Source organism: Brevibacterium sp., assembly GCF_022712115.1.
GTDB lineage: Bacteria > Actinomycetota > Actinomycetes > Actinomycetales > Brevibacteriaceae > Brevibacterium > Brevibacterium salitolerans.
Genome location: NZ_JALAHB010000037.1, coordinates 1 through 13,854, shown reverse-complemented (window position 1 = coordinate 13,854; position 13,854 = coordinate 1). Strand labels below are relative to the sequence as shown.

Below are 13,854 nucleotides of genomic sequence, written 5' to 3'. Positions count from 1 at the left end.
TGGGTGTGATGACTGCGACTGCCCCGCCGAGGCCGCAGCACCCCAGGCGCGCCCGCCGCTGCGGTCTCCGGCGGTGCGGCACGCGCAAGGGGCGGGGCGTTCCCGGAGACGCGTGTGTGCCTCTCTGCCGTCCCCGTCCCGGTGCCGGCGAGCAGCGGCGGGATTGCGGGGCGGCCGGGGTGTGCCGGGAGTGCGGGCAATGGCCGGGGTGACATCATCGTCACCTCCGCAACTGTGCGTGTCCAGCCTCAACGATTCATCTGGTTCGAATCTATCGTGAGGCACGGACACAACTCCCCACCCACGCCCAGAGAGCACCGACACCACAGGTGAAAGGCCCTCGCCCTCGACTGAGAGAACACTCCTGACGACGATCACAGACACCGCGCACAGCAGAGACCGCCCGCGCACAGCAGAGCGGGCCCGCCGAACTCCACAGAGTCCGACAGGCCCGCTCCTACCGAGTCACATGATCACACGGCCCGTCCAGCAGCACTCGCACCGTGCGCCCACACACGTGCACCTCACCGACGCGCGCGCACCCGCTTCACCACGTTCTCGATGTCCGAGCCGAACACGTTCTCCGTCGTGAGATAGGTCCACGTGGACGACGGGCGCTTGAGACCGTGTGCGGGCAGATCGACGCCGTCCTCCGTGAACTCCGCCTCCTCCAGCACATCGCAGGCCGCGGCGAGCACATCGTCCCAGAACGTGGAGAACGCCTCGATCGACTCCGTGTTGAACGCCTCGTGCGGCTTCTCCCGCGCCAGCGTCCGCAGATGGATGCCCTCGCGCAGGTCATTGAGGAACGCCAGGTGCTCCACCCAGCGCTCGTCGATCCGGAAGAGCATCACATCGCGGATCGCTGCGTCCAGGACGTCTGCCGAGGTGGCCTCCTCGATCTCCGAGACCCGCTCGGCTCCCAGCATCTCGCGCAGCTCCTCCGGTCCGCGCTCACCCGTGCGGATCTCCTCACGGCGCGTGAGCACCAGCTGCCGCTGCTTGGCCATCAGCTCGTTGAAGCGCCACGTGTCACGGTGCACCGCGGTGTTCTCACCCTCGGCGATCCGCTGCGCGTGCTCCACCAGCGCAGCTGCGCGCTTGGAGGCGATGAGACCGGTCTCATCACCCTCCTCCACGAACCGCTGGGCCTCGGGCACGCGCGTCATGAGATCGTCCTCGAGGCTGGTGAAGAACACCGAGGTGCCCGGATCGCCCTGACGCCCCGCACGGCCGCGCAGCTGGTCGTCCAGACGGGAGGACTCGTAGCGGCCGGCGCCGATCACCAGCAGGCCCCCGGCCTCGGCGACGTCCGCCGCGCCGTCGTCGCTCTCCTCGCCCAGCCGGATGTCCGTGCCGCGTCCGGCCATCTGCGTGGACACGGTCACCGCATCCGCCCGGCCCGCGCGGGCGATGATCTCCGCCTCGCGGCTGTCGTCCTTCGCGTTGAGCACCTCGCACTCGATCCCGCGCTCGCGCAGGCGCGCGGCCAGCGACTCGCTCTCCGCGACGGAGCGCGTCCCGATGAGCACCGGACGCCGTTCCGCGTGCGCCGCGGCGACCTCCTCGACGATCGCCCGCTCCTTGGACTCCTGGAAGGTGTAGAGGCGATCCGGCTCGTCCACGCGGATCACCGGCTCGTGCGGGTCCACCGGCACGATCTCCAGGTCGTAGAACTCTCGCAGGTCATCGCCCACGGCCAGCGCCGTGCCGGTCATGCCGCACACGCGCGCATAGGAGTGGATGAGCTCCTCGACCGTCATCTGATCGAGGATCTCGCCGCTCACCGAGGGCTCCAGGCGCTCCTTCGCCTCCACCGCGGCCTGCAGTCCGTCCGGCCACCGCTGGAGCTGGGCGATCCGCCCGCGCGCGGCATCGACGAGCTTGATCTCGCCGTCCACGACTATGTAGTCGACGTCGCGGTGGATGAGCATGCGTGCGTAGAGGGCGATGTTCACCGCCGCGAGCCGGTCCGTGTCCGCACCGTAGAGGTCCGCGTCCAGCTCCTCCTCGACCCGGTCGATGCCGGCCGAGGTGAGGGAGACCGAACGGCGGTCCTCGCTCACCTCGATGTGCTCCTCCGGATCCAGCCCGGCCACCAGCCGCGCAATGGCACGGTCGGCGTCCTCCTTCTCGGTCGAGCCCGCCAGCACGAGCGGCACCCGGGCCTCGTCGATGAGCACGGAGTCCGCCTCGTCGACGATGACGACGTCGCGCTCCGGGATCCGGAGCTCCTCACCGGGCAGGCGGAAGCGGTCCCGGAGGACGTCGAAGCCGATCTCCGAGACCGAGCCGTAGACCACGGCCGCCCGGTAGGACTCCCGTCGCTGCGCGTCCGGAGCGGCGCCGGAGATCGCCGCGGCCTCCACTCCCAGCAGCTCGAAGACCGGGGCCATCCAGTCGCGGTCCCTGACGGCGAGGTAGTCATTCACGCTCACGACGTGCACGCGGCGTCCCTGCAGGGCATATCCGGCCGCGGCCAGCGCCCCCACGAGCGTCTTGCCCTCACCGGTGAGCATCTGCACGACGGTGCCGTCGAGGAGGCCCGCGAGGCCGGTGAGCTGCGTGTCGTAGGGGCGTTCGCCCAGGGCTCTGTCCGCCGCCTCCCGTGCCAGCGCCGCGTAGCGGATGCGCTGCTCGTCCGGGCTGCCGGAGGAGAACACCTCGCCGGCCCGTGCCGTGAGCTCTTCGTCGGTGAGCTCCGCGAACTCCTCACCGAGCGCCTCCAGCTCCGCACTGGAGCGGAGGAAGCGGCCCACCCGCCTGTCCGCCTGCGAGCCCGGTCGATTGAGGAGTCGTGTGAGAAGTCCCATGGGCGTCAGTCTATGCAGGCGGAGCTGAGTGCACGCTCACGGCCCGCCGCCGTCTCAGCGGTCGTGCTCCAGCGGCCAGTCCCCGGAGACCACCGCGTCCGGGCGCTTGCGCCGCAGCCACTCCTGGAGGCCGGCCGCCTGCGTCCGCTTCCACTCGATCTGGCGGGCGTGGAGGTCCTCCGCCGAGGTGCCGGCGAGCTCCGCCGAGGCCGCCGCCAGCCCCAGCGCCAGGAGACCCGCCGCGCGGGCATCGGCGTAGGCGTCGTGTGCATCGACGAGGCTGATCCCGTAGTGCCCGCAGAGCGCTTCGAGAGTGCGCGGCCCGCGGCGGAACCTGTCTGCCTGCTTGTCGAGGACGAGGGTGTCCAGCACGGGCGGCAGGAGGTCCAGGAAAGCCGCGGGGGAGGGGAGCACACCGATGCGGGCAGCCTCCGCCGCGAGCACCGTGAGGTCGTAGACGATGTTATGGCCGACCAGCGGGGTGCCGGACTCCCGGAGGGACCGGACCGCGGCGAGGAGCTGCGGCACGGCCTCGGCCGCCGGCGTCCCCTCCGCCCTGACCCGCTCCGTGCTGATGCCGTGGACCCTCTGGGCGGCCTCCGGTATCTCCACGCCCGGATCCACCAGCCAGTTCCGGGAAGGCCGCTCGGCACCGCCCTCGAAGGGGACGAGGGAAGCCGAGACGATGCGTGCGGAGTGCGGATCCACGCCCGTCGTCTCGAGGTCGAAGGCGACGAAGCGCTGCGCCCACCCGGGAGCGCCGGCCTTCGGCGCAGGCACCGGTGCCGGTGCGGCAGCAGCCGCCGGGGGCGCGCTCCGCACCTGCACCGTCTCACCGGTGAGAGCGGCCAGCGCTCGGGCGATCGAACGCTCGAGGCCCTGTTCGGCACCCAGGCGCAGCGCCCGGTCGCGATCCGGCGCCGTCCCCGCCCCGGCCACGAACTCCGCGACCTCGAGGTCCAGCAGCCCCTCCATCACGGCATGGCCGGCGCGGATGGCGTCCGCGTGCTCCACGAGCGCCTCCCGGCGCTTGGGGGAGAGGCCGTGATCCTTCTCACCGCGGGCGGCCGCGGCGAGCACCTCCTCGAGGCCTCCCCAGCCGGCGATGAGCCTGGCCGCCGTCTTGTCTCCGATCCCGGGGGCACCCGGGATCCCGTCCGAGGGATCTCCCCGCAGCGCCGCCAGCGCGCGGTACTCCGCGCCGGTGCCCACCTGGAACAGCGCAGGCAGCTCTGCCGCGCCGGTCGTCTCCCAGCGGCCGCCGGTGCGCGGACGGTGCACGCGCACGCGCCGCTGCGGCTGCAGGAGGGACAGGAGGTCGCGGTCGGAGCTCACGATGACGATGTCCTCGTCGAGGCACTGGGCGACGATCGAGGCGATGACGTCGTCCGCCTCCGTGCCCGGCACCTCCGCGATGGGGATGCTCAGGGCGGAGAGCGCGTCGAAGATCAGCGGCAGCTGCGCCTCGAGGTCCGGCGGCGTCTCCGTGCCCCGCGCGTCGTCGGTGATGCGATGGGCCTTGTACGAGGGCAGCAGGGCCGTGCGGAAGTCCGGCCGCCAGTCCGCGTCCATCACCGCGACGAGCCGGCGCGAACCCCACTGGTCGACGAGCTGGCAGAGCACGTCGAGAAGGCCCTTGGCGGCGTTGACGGGACGCCCCTGCGGGGACCGGAGGGTGTCCGGCAGAGCATGGAAGGCCCGGTAGTACAGCGTCGGCGTGTCGAGCACGAGGAGAGGAGAGGTCACGGTCCGAGCCTATCCCGGGCGTGGGACACTGTTCCGATGACCGATTCAACTGCCGTGTTCCATTCCGGCGACGTCTACTCCAGCGTCGACCCCTTCGCCACCGCCCTCGCCTTCTCCGGCCCCCTCGTCTCCTGGGTGGGCGAGGACGAGGCCGCCCGCACCATGCCCGGCGAGCAGATCGACCTCGACGGGGACTTCCTCACGCCGGGCTTCGTCCATGCCGGCCTCCTCCTCGACGGGTCCGGACCGGCCGCGGACCCCGAGGCACTCCTGGCCGCCGGCATCACGACGGTGCACGCACTGGGAACGCCCGAGGCGCTGAGCGCCTTCGCCGAGGCCGCCCCCGCCGCTCTCTCCGTCCTCGCCCATCCCTTCGCGGACGCGGGGACCCGCCGCGCCGTGCGGGCGGCCGAGCTCACGAGCGCGCTCGGGGCGGAGGACGGGACAAGCCTCTACGTCGTCGCGGACACCGGTGAGGAGCTCGACGCCGTGCTCGCCGCCCTCGCGGACCCGCAGACGCGCACGCGTGCCCAGCGCGGGCTCTGGCGCGTGCTCGTCCGCTGCGGGATCGAGGAGCGTCACATCGCCCCTCTGGCAGCCGCCGGTGTGGGGATCACGCTCGATCCCGCAGCGCGCGCACAGCCGCTCGCCCCGCTCATGAGCGCCGGGGCACAGCTGAGCTTCGCTCTGGACGCCGTCGACGCGCAGGGGCGGCCGCAGCCCTGGGAGACCCTCGCCGCCGCCGTGTTCCGGACCGAGGCCGGCATCTCCGCGCGAGCAGCCTTCAACGCCGCCACGCGGTTCGGCTTCCGCGCCGTCGGCAGCTTCGAGGGAGGCGTGCTGGCACCGGGGGCCGAGGCCACAGCGGTGCGCTGGCGGACGGGCGAGCTCGTGGTGCAGGTGGCGGACGCCCGCCTCGCGGCCTGGAGCACGGATCCCCGCTCCGGCACGGCCGGCCTGCCGGATCTCTCCGGCGAGAGCCCCCTTCCGGTCCCGCGCGGGGTGTGGGTGCGCGGCGTGCGGGTCTGAGCGGCGCGGTCCCGCATACAGGGGACCGCGACCGGTTGCCCCGCACCCGTGCATATCGGTAGATTCGTCCCCGCGCCTCATCCGTGGGGCCGGTCGCGGCGGCGGAGCCATTAGACAACGCATGGCACTGGCACAGTGCTGACAACGGCATACTGCCGGCCCTGTGCGGCCCGAAGGCTCCGTCGCCGGCTGCCCCACGCCATGCAGGCTCCTCCGCTAGAGTGGCGGCGATGAAAACACTTGTCGTGATCCCCACCTACAACGAGATCGAGTCACTCCCGCACACGCTGGACCGGCTCTTCGAGTGGACGCCCCGGGCGGACGTCCTCATCGTGGACGACGGCTCACCGGACGGCACCGGCGAGTACGCGGACAGCCGCGCGGAGGAGGACCCCCGCATCCACGTCCTCCACAACACCCGGAAGGGCGGCCTCGGAGCGGCCTATCTCGCCGGCTTCCGGTGGGCGCTGGAGGGGGACTGGGAGATCATCTGCGAGATGGACGCGGACGGCTCCCATCGCGGCCGCGATCTCCCGCTGCTGCTCCGCGCCGTCGAGGACGGCGCGGACCTGGCCATCGGCTCCCGGTGGGTGCCCGGCGGCGCCATCGTCAACTGGCCGCTGCGCCGGCACCTCCTCTCCCGCGCGGCCAACGTCTACGCCAACGCCGCGATCGGGATGGGAGTGGCGGATGCGACCGCCGGCTTCCGGGCGTTCCGGCGGACGACGCTCGAGGCCCTCGACCTCACCGGCGTCCAGTCGGCCGGCTACTGCTTCCAGATCGACATGACGCGCCGCGTGCTCGCCGCCGGACTCACGATCGCGGAGGTGCCCACCGCATTCATCGAGCGGGAGCTCGGGAGCTCGAAGATGGACGGCGACATCATCACCGAGGCGCTCACGCAGGTGGCCCGCTGGGGCGCACAGCGCCGCCTGCAGCAGGTGAGGGAGCTCCTGGGCAGGCGCCGGACTCCCGCGCACAGCGGTCGCTGACGGGCGAGACAGCTCCGCCCCGCACCTGCTGGTGCGGGGCGGAGCTGTCTGTGACGCCGGCGACCGGACTCAGTGGCCCTTCGTGACCCCGCCTGCGCGACGGAACTCGAGGCGCTCGTCGAGGAGCACCTGGAGCTCCTCGAAGGAGCGGCGCTCGAGGAGCATGTCCCAGTGGGTGCGGACCGGCTTGGTCTCCTCCTCCTCGGCCTCGCCGCCGTCCACGCGCACACCGATGCCGTGCGTGCCGGAATCCCACTGCGCGGGCACGTCCGCCTCGACGGAGAACGGGACGGTGAACGTGTGGCCGTCCTCGCACCTGTACTCGACCATCTGCCGCGGAGCCGGCTCGACTCCCTGCTCGGACTCGAGGCTGCGGGAGCCCAGCTGCGTGCCGCGAAGGCTGCGTTCGCTCATCTGTCACTCATCTCTTCAGGTTGGGGAGGTCTGCACCGAACACAACAGTGTACCCGCATCGCGCATTCCCCCTTCCGTCCCCGGAGGCTAGACTGACCGCATGACGAGCATGCGCGAGCCCATCGAGCCGGACGACGTCTTCGAGAAGGTCGAGTGGACCACGGGCCGCCGGCTGCGCAGAGCGGCGGACACAGTCACCCGGACCGCCACGACCGCCGGCCGCACGGCCGTCCACGTCGCCGAGGCCGCGGCCCGGTCCGCGCGCACCGGCGCCCGCCGTGCCGCGGCACCGGGCGGGGCCGTCGACCGCACGGAGGAGCGCCTCACCGATCTCCTCACGGCGGCCGGTGAGCGTGTGCCCGGGCGCGGCGAGCGGACCGACCGTGTCTTCGCCACCGCACGCGCCGGTGTGAGCGTGGGCGCGCGCCGGGCCCGTCGCCTGCTGCGCTCCTGAGCCCCCGGTCCGTGGCTCGTTCCCTCACCGCGGACCGGCGCCTCGCCGGTCTGCGGATCCTTGCCCAGGGCCTCACCCCACCGCAGGGCACCTCTTCTTCCGCAGTCGCCCCGCACGCCGTCGCCTCCTCGCTCGGCGCGCTGCAGGGTCAGGACCTCTCCGGCGTGCTGGCCTCCCTCGCACTGCGCTCCCACGCCGGCATCGTCGCCGTCACGGATGCGTTCGACTCCGGGGCACTGGTCCGCGGCTATCCCATGCGCGGCACCGTGTTCGTCGCCCCTGCGCGGGACCTGCGCTGGATGACGGAGCTGTGCGCCGCCGCGCCGGTGCGCGCCGCGGTGCGGCGACGCCCGCGGCTGGGGCTCGAGGACGCCCACGTCCGCACCGCGCGGGAGGTGTTCGAGACGCTCGTGGGCCCGGCCTCGGCGGCGGGCTCCGGCAGGGGAGTGCCGCGTGCGGAGGTCTTCGACGCGTGGGAGCGCGCGGGGATCGACCCGGCCGGGGGCCGCGGCTACCACCTGCTCGTCCACCTCATCTCCACGGGCACGGCGGCCTACGGACCCTGGCGCGAGGGGGAGACCGCCGTCGTCCACGCAGACAGCTGGCTGCCGCCGCACTGCGGGCTCGCAGACCGCTTCGACGGTGACCGGACCGCGGCGACGGCGGAGCTGCTGCGGCGCTACCTGCTCTCCCACGGGCCCGCCTCCCTGCGGGACTTCGCCTGGTGGACCAAGCTGCCGCTCACCCGGATCCGGGAGGCCCTGCCGCTCGTCGAGGACGAACTGGAGTCAGCGCTGCCGGCCGAGGCCGGGCTGCCGGGGGAGGAGCGCCTCTGGTTCCGCCCGGGCCTGCTCGAGGAGTATGCGGATTCCGGCACGCAGCGGCAGGCCATGCGCGAGCTGCTGCTCCCGGGGTTCGACGAGCTGGTCCTGGGCTACGGCGACCGGCTCTTCCTCATGAGCGAGGAGCAGCACACGGCGCTGGTGCCGGGCAACAACGGCGTGTTCAAGCGCGGGGCGTTCCGCCGGGGCCGCCTCGTGGGGATCTGGAGCCGGACGGGCCCCGCGGGCAGGCGCAGGCTCGTCCTCGAACCGCTGGCGGACGTCTCCGCCGCCCAGCGGCTCCGCTTCGAGAAGCTCTTCGCCGCGTTCCCCCACGTGAGGGAATGAGCGCATATAGGCTCTCACGCATGACCTCCCCGCAGACGCATCCCGCAGACGCCCACTCCCTCATCCGCGTGCAGGGCGCGCGGGAGAACAACCTCCGCGACGTGAGCATCGACCTGCCCAAACGGCGGCTCACGGTGTTCACCGGCCTCTCCGGTTCCGGCAAGAGCTCTCTGGTGTTCGACACCATCGCCGCGGAGTCCCGCCGCCTCGTCAACGAGACGTACAGCTCCTTCCTGCAGGGCTTCATGCCCTCGCCGCAGCGGCCGGACGTGGACCGGCTCGAGGGCCTCACCACCGCGATCATCGTGGACCAGGAGCGCATGGGCTCCAACCCCCGCTCCACCGTGGGCACCGCCACGGACGCCAACGCCATGCTGCGGATCCTGTTCTCCAAGGCCGGCTCCCCGCACATCGGCCCGGCCAACGCCTTCTCCTTCAACATCGCCTCCGCCTCCGGCGCGGGCGCGCTCACCGTCGAGCAGCCGGACGGATCGACGAAGAGGGAGCGCCGCTCCTTCACCGTCCAGGGAGGGATGTGCGTGCGGTGCGAAGGTCTGGGGGTCGTCCACGACGCGGACCTCACGCAGTTCTACGACGAGAACCTCTCCCTCGACGAGGGCGCCATCACGATCCCCGGGTACAAGCCCGGCGGCTGGTCCGTCCGCTACTACGCGGAGTCCGGTCTGGTCCCGGCGGACGTCCCCATCCGCGACTTCACCCCGCAGCAGCTGCACGACTTCCTCCACAGCGAACCGCGGAAGGTGAAGTTCCGGGGCATCAACTCCACCTATGAGGGGCTGGTCCCCAAGACCCGGAAGTCCATGCTGTCCAAGGACCGGGAGTCCATGCAGCCGCACATCCGCGAGTTCGTCGACCGCGCCTTCACCTATGTGCGCTGCCCGGAGTGCGACGGCACGCGGCTCAACGCGACTGCACGCTCGTCCCTCGTGGACGGCATCTCCCTCGCGGACGCCTGCGCCATGCAGATCAGCGACCTCGAACAGTGGGTGGCCGGCCTCTCCCTGCCGGAGCTCGCGCCTCTCGTCGACGGTCTGCGGGAGCTGCTGCACGGCCTCGTCGACCTGGGACTGGGCTATCTCTCGCTCGACCGCTCCTCGGGCTCGCTGTCCGGGGGAGAGGCGCAGCGGATCAAGATGGTGCGGCAGCTGGGCTCACCGCTCACGGACGTCACCTACGTGTTCGACGAGCCCACCACCGGCCTGCACCCCCATGACATCGACCGGATGAACCGGCTGCTGCTGCGGCTGCGGGACAAGGGCAACACCGTCCTCGTCGTCGAGCACAAGCCGGAGACCATCGCGATCGCCGACCTCGTGGTGGATCTGGGCCCCGGGCCGGGCGCCCGGGGCGGAGAGCTCGTCTTCACCGGCACCGTCGAGGAGCTCGCGAGCGCGGACACCCCGACAGGGCGCCATCTCCACGACCGCGCACGCCTCAAGCCCGCCGTGCGGGAGCGGACCGGCGTCCTGGAGATCCGCGGGGCGGACCTCCACAACCTGCGCGACGTGGACGTGGATCTGCCCACCGGCACCCTCACGGTGGTGACGGGCGTCGCAGGCTCCGGCAAGAGCTCGCTCATCCACGGCTCCCTGGCCGGACGGGAGGGCGTGGTGATCGTCGACCAGGGCGCCATCCGCGGGTCGCGGCGGTCCAATCCCGCAACCTACACGGGCCTGCTCGAGCCCGTGCGCAAGGCCTTCGCGAAGGCCAACGGGGTGAAGCCCGCGCTCTTCAGCCCCAACTCCGAGGGTGCCTGCCCCTCGTGCAGGGGCGCCGGGGTCATCTACTCCGACGTGCCCACCATGGCCGGGGTCGCGGTGCCGTGCGAGGTCTGCGAGGGACGGCGGTTCCAGGCCGAGGTGCTCGAGTACCGGCTGGGCGGCAAGGACATCTCCGAGGTCCTGCTCATGCCGGCGGCCGCCGCGCTGGAGTTCTTCTCCGCCGGCGAGGCGAAGGTGCCGGCCGCGGTGAGGATCCTGCGCCGCCTCGTGGACGTGGGACTGGGCTACATCGCACTCGGCCAGCCGCTCACCACGCTCTCCGGCGGAGAGCGCCAGCGGCTCAAGCTCGCCGTGCACATGGCCGGCGAGGGAGAGGTCTACGTCCTCGACGAACCCACCACCGGCCTGCACCTCGCGGACGTCGAGGCGATGCTCGCCATGCTGGACAGGCTCGTGGACAGCGGCCGGACCGTCATCGCCGTCGAGCACCACCAGGCCGTCATGGCGCACGCGGACTGGCTCGTCGACGTGGGGCCCGGGGCCGGCCACGACGGCGGCACCGTCGTGTTCGAGGGCACCCCGGCGGACCTCGTCGCCCAGGCACGGGCGGGGGAGTCCACCCTCACGGGCGCCCACCTCGCGGAGTACGTGCGGAGCTGAGCCCGGTCAGTCCCCGTGGAGGAACTTCGCCGGGAACGCACACCGCCGCGGCCGCGAAACCGCTTTCGCAGCCGCGGCGGTGTTCGCTAGCGTGCATAACGGCTTGATAACGAACAGGCCACTGTGCGGTAACACCGCAGGAGACACACGCACCCGATGATGCTCCGCGCATCGAGGAGGACGACACCGTGAAGCACCTCAGGAAGGGCATCCGCTCGCTCGCGCTGCTGGGCGGCGCCGGCGCCGTCGCGGCGGCGGGAATGCTCGGCGCCGCGCCTGCACAGGCCGCCTCGGACTCCGTCTGGGACCGCGTCGCGGACTGCGAGTCCGGCGGCGACTGGCACATCAACACCGGCAACGGCTACTACGGCGGACTCCAGTTCTCGCAGCAGACGTGGGAGGCCTTCGGCGGGGAGGGCATGCCGCACGAGGCCAGCCGCACCGAGCAGATCCGCGTCGCCCAGAACACGCTCGAGGAGCAGGGCCCGGGCGCCTGGCCGACCTGCGGCGAGAAGGCGGGGCTCACCAAGGAGAACGGTGCGGCCGACGACGGCGGCGGCAAGAAGGACGACGGGAAGAAGGACGAAGGCTCCGGAGACTCCGGCAAGCCCCGTCTCGGCGCCAGCTGAGGCCCGTCACCCGGAACGGCAGAGAACGGCACCGGATCCATCCGCGGGTCCGGTGCCGCTCTCTGCCTCGCCAAGGCCTTTTGAACACGTTCAAATACGTGTACGGTGGCGGCATGACCCGGAAGTCCGACCGCACCCGCGCCCTGCTCGCCGAGACCGCGCTGCGCCTCTTCGCCGAGCAGGGCTACGAGGCGACGACCATGCGACAGATCGCGGCGGAGGCGGGCGTCGCTACCGGAAACGCCTACTACCACTTCGAGGGCAAGGACGCCTTCGTCCAGGAGCTCTACGTCCGCATCCAGGAGGAGCACAGGGAGGCCGCCCTGCCGCGCCTGCGCCCCGGCGCCGCACTGAGTGAGAACCTCGCGGAGGCGCTTCACGCGGGCCTCGACGTCATGACGCCGCACCACGGCCTCGGCGGCGTCCTGCTGCGCAGCGCGCTGCCGGCGGATTCGGGGCTCAGCCCGTTCTCGCAGGCCTCCGAGCGTCCGCGCGGGGCGGCCGTGGGGCTCATGGGCGAGGTCGCATCCGCCTCGAAGGGCACGCCCGGCGGACGACTGGGGGAGAGGCTGCCGCATCTGCTCTGGCTCGCACACATGGGCGTCACACTCTTCTGGGTCCTCGACCGGAGCGAGTCGCAGGCGCGCACGCGGACCCTCGTCGACGGGCTCGCTCCGCTCCTCGGCCGCCTGCTGACCCTGCTGCGGCTTCCCGGTGCGGGGCGCCTCGCGGACGACGCACTCGACCTCATGGATCGGCTCGAGGAGAGCCCCCGGCCGGAAGGAGCACGCCGATGACCGCTCCGCGCACACTCGTCCTCACCGGGGCGAGCGGATACATCGGACGCCACCTGCACAGGCGCTTCACGGAGGACGGCTGGACCGTCCGCACCATCGGCCGGTCGCCGCGCGGGCGGGGAGCCGCCGCGGTCGATGCCGCCTGGGACGACGACCTCACGCCCGTTCTGGACGGGGCGGACGCCCTCGTCAACCTCGCAGGCCGGTCCGTGAGCTGCCGCTACACCAAGCGCACCGCGGACGAGATCCTCCGCTCGCGGACGGAGACGACGAAGAGACTGGGGCTCGCCCTGGCCGCCTGCGCCTCACCGCCGCCGGTGTGGCTGAATGCGAGCACCGGCACGATCTACCGAGACGCGAGAGACCGCCCGCAGACCGAGGCCGCGGGGGAGCTGGGCACGGGCTTCTCCGTCGCCGTCGCACGCGCCTGGGAGCAGGAGCTCTTCGACGCACCCGTCGACGAGGCGAGAATCCGGCGCGTGGCCCTGCGGACGTCGATCGTCATGGGCCCGGGCGGCGCGCTCAATCCCATGGTGAACCTCGCGCGGATGGGATTCGGCGGCAGGCAGGGCGACGGCGGGCAGATGCTGTCCTGGATCCACATCGAGGACGTGCACCGCGCCGTACGCCATCTCATCGACCGCCCGGATCTCAGTGGGCCGGTGAATCTCGCGAGCCCGCACCCGGTGACGAACCGGGAGTTCATGGCGCTCACGCGGGCGCGATTCGGCGGTCTCGGCACGCGCCTGGGACTGCCGCTGCCGGCGTGGTCGCTGGAGGCCGGCGCGCGGATCATCCGCACCGAGGCGGAGCTCGTCCTCAAGAGCCGCTGGGTCGCGCCGGAGAAGCTGCTCGCAGGCGGCTTCGCGTTCCGGTTTCCCCACGCCGCCTGGGCGCTCGACGACATCGCCGCACAGACCCCTTCCGGCCTGCTCCCCGTACATCTGGGGTAACGCCGATAATCTACATTATGTTAAGTAAAGATCTGCACGCGTCCCCTCGTCCCGGCGGCAGCACTCCTGCGGACTAGGCTGAGGCCATCCGCAACTGGTGAGGACGAGGAGCAGACGCATGCCGCAGATCGCAGGGATCGACTTCGAGGTTCCACTCGTACTGGCGCCCATGGCCGGCGGACCCTCCACACCGGAGCTCTGCGCCGCGGTGAGCAGTGCCGGCGGGCTCGGCTTCCTCGCCGGCGGATACCTCAGCGCGGAGCGGCTCGCCGCGGATCTCAGCCGCACGGCGGAGCTCACGGACCGGCCGTTCGGCGTGAATCTCTTCGCCGCGTCTCCTGCGCCGGACACTCCGGAGACCCGGGCGCGTCTGCAGGCCTATCGCACGCGGCTGGTGGAGTCCGGGCACCCGGAGACGCTGCTGCCGGACGCGCCTCTCGGCACGGACGACTCCTA

12 protein-coding genes are annotated in these 13,854 nt (G+C 72.0%); 9 read left to right on the top strand and 3 right to left on the bottom strand.

All coding sequences use genetic code 11. From position 1 onward, the window contains the following. Window positions 1–524 precede the first annotated feature (524 nt). Window positions 525–2,813, bottom strand: coding sequence for an accessory Sec system translocase SecA2 (gene secA2 / locus Q0A33_RS01835; RefSeq protein WP_291792246.1), 2,289 nt, complete (start codon window positions 2,811–2,813; stop codon window positions 525–527). 54 nt (window positions 2,814–2,867) lie between these two features. Next, window positions 2,868–4,559, bottom strand: a complete 1,692-nt coding sequence (locus tag Q0A33_RS01830) for an exonuclease domain-containing protein (protein ID WP_291792244.1) — start codon at window positions 4,557–4,559, stop codon at window positions 2,868–2,870. A 36-nt stretch (window positions 4,560–4,595) separates the two neighbouring features. Between Q0A33_RS01830 and Q0A33_RS01825 the strand changes: the two genes are divergently transcribed. Together Q0A33_RS01825 and Q0A33_RS01820 are read left to right on the top strand one after the other, a co-directional pair. Continuing rightward, window positions 4,596–5,588, top strand: a complete 993-nt coding sequence (locus Q0A33_RS01825; protein ID WP_291792241.1) for a metal-dependent hydrolase — start codon at window positions 4,596–4,598, stop codon at window positions 5,586–5,588. 230 nt (window positions 5,589–5,818) lie between these two features. Next, on the top strand, window positions 5,819–6,580 hold the full coding sequence (locus Q0A33_RS01820) for a polyprenol monophosphomannose synthase (protein ID WP_291792240.1): 762 nt from the start codon (window positions 5,819–5,821) through the stop codon (window positions 6,578–6,580). Between the two features lie 69 nt (window positions 6,581–6,649). Here the strand turns inward: Q0A33_RS01820 and Q0A33_RS01815 are convergent, their stop codons facing one another. Next, window positions 6,650–6,994, bottom strand: a complete 345-nt coding sequence (locus tag Q0A33_RS01815) for an RNA polymerase-binding protein RbpA (RefSeq protein ID WP_291792239.1) — start codon at window positions 6,992–6,994, stop codon at window positions 6,650–6,652. Window positions 6,995–7,094: 100 nt separating this feature from the next. Here Q0A33_RS01815 and Q0A33_RS01810 point away from each other — a divergent pair, with 100 nt between their 5' ends. The 7 genes from Q0A33_RS01810 to Q0A33_RS01780 form a co-directional block, all read left to right on the top strand. Then, entirely contained in the window at window positions 7,095–7,448 is a 354-nt protein-coding gene (locus tag Q0A33_RS01810; protein WP_291792237.1) for a hypothetical protein, read from the top strand. Between the two features lie 11 nt (window positions 7,449–7,459). Then, window positions 7,460–8,617: a winged helix DNA-binding domain-containing protein gene (locus Q0A33_RS01805; RefSeq protein WP_291792234.1), complete on the top strand. Its 1,158-nt coding sequence runs from the start codon at window positions 7,460–7,462 to the stop codon at window positions 8,615–8,617. Between the two features lie 20 nt (window positions 8,618–8,637). Then, window positions 8,638–11,019: an excinuclease ABC subunit UvrA gene (locus Q0A33_RS01800; protein ID WP_291792231.1), complete on the top strand. Its 2,382-nt coding sequence runs from the start codon at window positions 8,638–8,640 to the stop codon at window positions 11,017–11,019. A gap of 188 nt (window positions 11,020–11,207) precedes the next feature. After that, window positions 11,208–11,648, top strand: a complete 441-nt coding sequence (locus Q0A33_RS01795) for a transglycosylase family protein (RefSeq protein WP_291792227.1) — start codon at window positions 11,208–11,210, stop codon at window positions 11,646–11,648. 113 nt (window positions 11,649–11,761) lie between these two features. Then, window positions 11,762–12,445 carry a TetR family transcriptional regulator gene (locus Q0A33_RS01790; RefSeq protein WP_291792224.1) on the top strand — a complete coding sequence of 228 codons (684 nt, stop codon included), beginning with the start codon at window positions 11,762–11,764 and terminating at the stop codon, window positions 12,443–12,445. Beyond that, window positions 12,442–13,398 (top strand): TIGR01777 family oxidoreductase, encoded by a 957-nt coding sequence (locus Q0A33_RS01785; protein ID WP_291792221.1) that lies wholly within the window; start codon window positions 12,442–12,444, stop codon window positions 13,396–13,398. The genes Q0A33_RS01790 and Q0A33_RS01785 overlap by 4 nt, the downstream gene beginning before the upstream one ends. Before the next feature lie 118 nt (window positions 13,399–13,516). Then, on the top strand, window positions 13,517–13,854 hold a 338-nt coding region (locus Q0A33_RS01780; protein ID WP_291792219.1), incomplete at its 3' end, for a nitronate monooxygenase.

What these genes read in the sequence shown, in the direction of transcription:
- Q0A33_RS01785 (WP_291792221.1), top strand. Translation starts at nt 12,442, where the DNA reads ATGACCGCTCCGCGCACACTCGTCCTCACCGGGGCGAGCGGATACATC.
- Q0A33_RS01800 (WP_291792231.1), top strand. Translation starts at nt 8,638, where the DNA reads ATGACCTCCCCGCAGACGCATCCCGCAGACGCCCACTCCCTCATCCGC.
- Q0A33_RS01825 (WP_291792241.1), top strand. Translation starts at nt 4,596, where the DNA reads ATGACCGATTCAACTGCCGTGTTCCATTCCGGCGACGTCTACTCCAGC.
- Q0A33_RS01820 (WP_291792240.1), top strand. Translation starts at nt 5,819, where the DNA reads ATGAAAACACTTGTCGTGATCCCCACCTACAACGAGATCGAGTCACTC.
- Q0A33_RS01815 (WP_291792239.1), bottom strand. Translation starts at nt 6,994, where the DNA reads ATGAGCGAACGCAGCCTTCGCGGCACGCAGCTGGGCTCCCGCAGCCTC.
- secA2 (WP_291792246.1), bottom strand. Translation starts at nt 2,813, where the DNA reads ATGGGACTTCTCACACGACTCCTCAATCGACCGGGCTCGCAGGCGGAC.
- Q0A33_RS01810 (WP_291792237.1), top strand. Translation starts at nt 7,095, where the DNA reads ATGACGAGCATGCGCGAGCCCATCGAGCCGGACGACGTCTTCGAGAAG.
- Q0A33_RS01790 (WP_291792224.1), top strand. Translation starts at nt 11,762, where the DNA reads ATGACCCGGAAGTCCGACCGCACCCGCGCCCTGCTCGCCGAGACCGCG.